Annotated in this window: 4 protein-coding genes; 3 read left to right on the top strand and 1 reads right to left on the bottom strand. The window is 51.5% G+C overall.

Annotated features, from left to right (window positions below):
- A partial coding sequence (locus RRY12_13180; GenBank protein ID MEG2185627.1) for an ABC transporter permease occupies positions 1–414 on the top strand: 414 nt, incomplete at its 5' end.
- A gap of 110 nt (positions 415–524) precedes the next feature.
- Here the strand turns inward: RRY12_13180 and RRY12_13175 are convergent.
- Entirely contained in the window at positions 525–674 is a 150-nt protein-coding gene (locus tag RRY12_13175) for a hypothetical protein (protein ID MEG2185626.1), read from the bottom strand.
- Positions 675–782: 108 nt separating this feature from the next.
- On the opposite strand from RRY12_13175, the gene RRY12_13170 reads away from it, so the two are divergent.
- The gene (locus RRY12_13170) at positions 783–1040 is read left to right on the top strand and encodes a hypothetical protein (protein MEG2185625.1); all 258 of its coding nucleotides are present in this window, start codon (positions 783–785) and stop codon (positions 1038–1040) included.
- Positions 1041–1223: 183 nt separating this feature from the next.
- Positions 1224–1548: transposase (locus RRY12_13165; protein MEG2185624.1), on the top strand; the 325-nt coding region annotated here is incomplete at its 3' end.

Raw genomic sequence — 1548 nt, 5'->3', positions numbered from 1 at the left:
CGCACCAGATGGGGCGACGACCTGCGCTTTATTGGTGATGACCGCAGTGCGGCGCGGATGCTCGGCATCACGGTGGAGCGTTCGCGGGCCTGCGTCTTCGCCTACCTCGGCTTCGCGGCCGGGCTGGCCGGCATTCTGGCCACGATGGAGATGGGGAACTGGTGGCCGACGCAGGGCGACGGCTATCTGCTGCTCGTCTTCGCCTCCGTATTCCTCGGCGGCACCTCAGTCTACGGCGGCAGCGGCACGGTCTGGGGTACAGTCGTCGGCTCTATAATAATGGGGACGATCGAAGCAGGCATCGTCAGCTCCGGCTGGTCCGGCTTCTGGACGCGCCTCATCGACGGCCTCGTGCTGCTCATCTCCGTCTCCTTCTATGCGCTGGCCTCCAAAAGGAGCCGCGATTCCGCCTGAGGCGGCAGAGGAAATAATTCAAAAATTTCCGGATATTTAATATAAAACTCTCCGCTTGGAATTTAAGGCGGGGAGTTTTTCTATGGAAACCACCAAGGACGCTTTTTATGTCAAAGTGATACGCCAAAATGCACGCATTGCCATAGACGTTCGCAGGGCTGCCTTGGAGCGCGGCGTCCAGCGTTTACCCTGGCGACGGCGCGCCTATAACGATCTATGAGCGCGTCAACGACGGCGCACATAACTGCGTCGTCATCCATCGAAAACAGCTCCTATACATGGGAAATGGGCCGCTCATTTGCGATTTACGACGACAATGGAAATGCGCTGCATGCTATCTTGACTGTCGATAATATAACGGGCCGAAAGTGTCAGGAGATGAAGAGAGCCTTGACATCCTGAATTATATGAAAAACGTGGACGTCCACGAATACGTCGCCCTAAAGAACAGGACGCCGCTCTCCAAACTGATTGACAGTGCATCAAAAGAACCGATGAGCGGTGTCGTTGAACTCTCGGCGAACATAACGGGAACCGGCCTGCGCGACTGCCGCATGCACTACGGGAGCTACGCAGACGACGACGGCATTATATGCCATCTTGTAGTAACACAAGTGAGCCTGTGAAATAAAATCATATAAATATGAAAGCCACAAAAGTATGCCATCTGTGATAAATTACAGACATCCACAGGAGGCCTTAAAATGGCGAAAGAAAAACGCAGCACTCAAAAAGTTCAGATGACAGACGGGAAACGTGACATCAGCAGATATCTTCTTTAGGAATACGATGTCAAATCTGCAAAAGATATCCAGGACGCCCTGAAAGATCTTCTTGGCGGAACAATCAAAGAGATGATGGAGACAGAGATGGACGAAAATCTAGGTTATAAGAGATCCCAGCGTTCTGCCAGTACCGACTCCCGCAACGATTACAAAGAAAAGCAGGCGCAGTCAAGCTTTGGAAATTTCTCCATAGACATCCCCCAAGACAGGCAATCCAGCTTTGAACCAAAAATAGTGAAGAAGCGGCAGAAAGACATTTCCGAGATAGACCAGAAGATAATATCGATGTATGCCAAGGGAATGACTACGCGGCAAATATCAGCAACCGTAAATGATATTTACGGTTTTG

The organism is Cloacibacillus sp. (genome assembly GCA_036655895.1).
In the GTDB taxonomy this organism is placed as follows: Bacteria; Synergistota; Synergistia; order Synergistales; family Synergistaceae; genus JAVVPF01.
This window is presented reverse-complemented; position numbering and strand designations above follow the sequence as displayed.

What these genes read in the sequence shown, in the direction of transcription:
- RRY12_13175 (MEG2185626.1), bottom strand. Translation starts at nt 674, where the DNA reads ATGGATGACGACGCAGTTATGTGCGCCGTCGTTGACGCGCTCATAGAT.